Source organism: Leptospira ilyithenensis, from assembly GCF_004771005.1.
Taxonomy (GTDB): domain Bacteria; phylum Spirochaetota; class Leptospiria; order Leptospirales; family Leptospiraceae; genus Leptospira_A; species Leptospira_A ilyithenensis.
This window is the reverse complement of record NZ_RQHV01000040.1, coordinates 1-949: the sequence shown is the minus strand read 5'-3', so window position 1 is coordinate 949 and position 949 is coordinate 1. Positions and strand designations below refer to the sequence as shown.

Sequence of the window (949 nt, the reverse complement as noted above, 5' to 3'; positions counted from 1 at the left end):
ATCCAAAGATTCGATTCGGTTCAAAACTTATGGGAGCGAGCAAGTTCATAAATATAAAGTAAAACAAATTTCAAGCAATGAATTTGTTTTTGGCAATTCACCTAACGTTTTATATTTTCAAATTATTTATGATACGAAATATAAACGCGAGAAAATTAGCTTGTATGAATCAAATGAAAGTTTGTCCCAGAAAAATGATGTGGCGGTTGGACATTTAGTGGAAATAAGGCAAGATAATTTGTGTATTGATGAAAAACAGCTAGAAACTCTTTATAATGATCAGAAGCGCGAAATAGAAGCCGGCCCTGCTTCGAATGGCGGATATTTTAAATTAGAAGTCGGGTATAATACGATTACGAAGGATGATGTGATAGTCAGAGAAAAACCATCGAAAGATAGTAAGGGAATAACAAAGCTAAAATTAGGAACAACTGTAGCCTTACTCGAAGATACAAATATTGTAGATTACATTCAACCATACGGAGGAAGCCATTGGGTGAAAGTTCGCTTAGAGGATGGAAAAGTTGGTTATGTATTTGGGGCATTTGTCCAATGGAAAGAGTCCTTTCCGTTGGACTATGAATTAAATGAACCCCCGCGCAAGTGATCGCAGTGGAAATCCTTCGTGAAACGAAGATTGGAACGAAGAGCACGGTCGGTTAACAAAAAAGAGGAATTGTAAAAGAAAAGATACGAGGCGCTAAAGCAAAATATAGATAAAGTCTCTCATCTCTTAAAAGCAAGAGAGATGTTTCCCTTCGGTGACGGAGGCCAAGGATGGCCGAAGTTTTTCGTCGGAACAGGAAGTTCCGCGAAAAAGAGCGTGAAGCATCGAACGCTTTGTATTCTCACTGTTTTTTGCAGGAGCGGTCTTCTTGTACAGATATAGTATTCGCCGGTCACAATCCTCTAACTTTACTTAGGTCAAATGTTCTCTACCGGTTCTAGT

General features: G+C 38.5%; 1 protein-coding gene. It reads left to right on the top strand.

The features are described 5' to 3' along the window. A partial coding sequence (locus tag EHS11_RS06630) for an SH3 domain-containing protein (protein WP_135763618.1) occupies positions 1 to 607 on the top strand: 607 nt, incomplete at its 5' end. Positions 608 to 949: the final 342 nt, after the last annotated feature.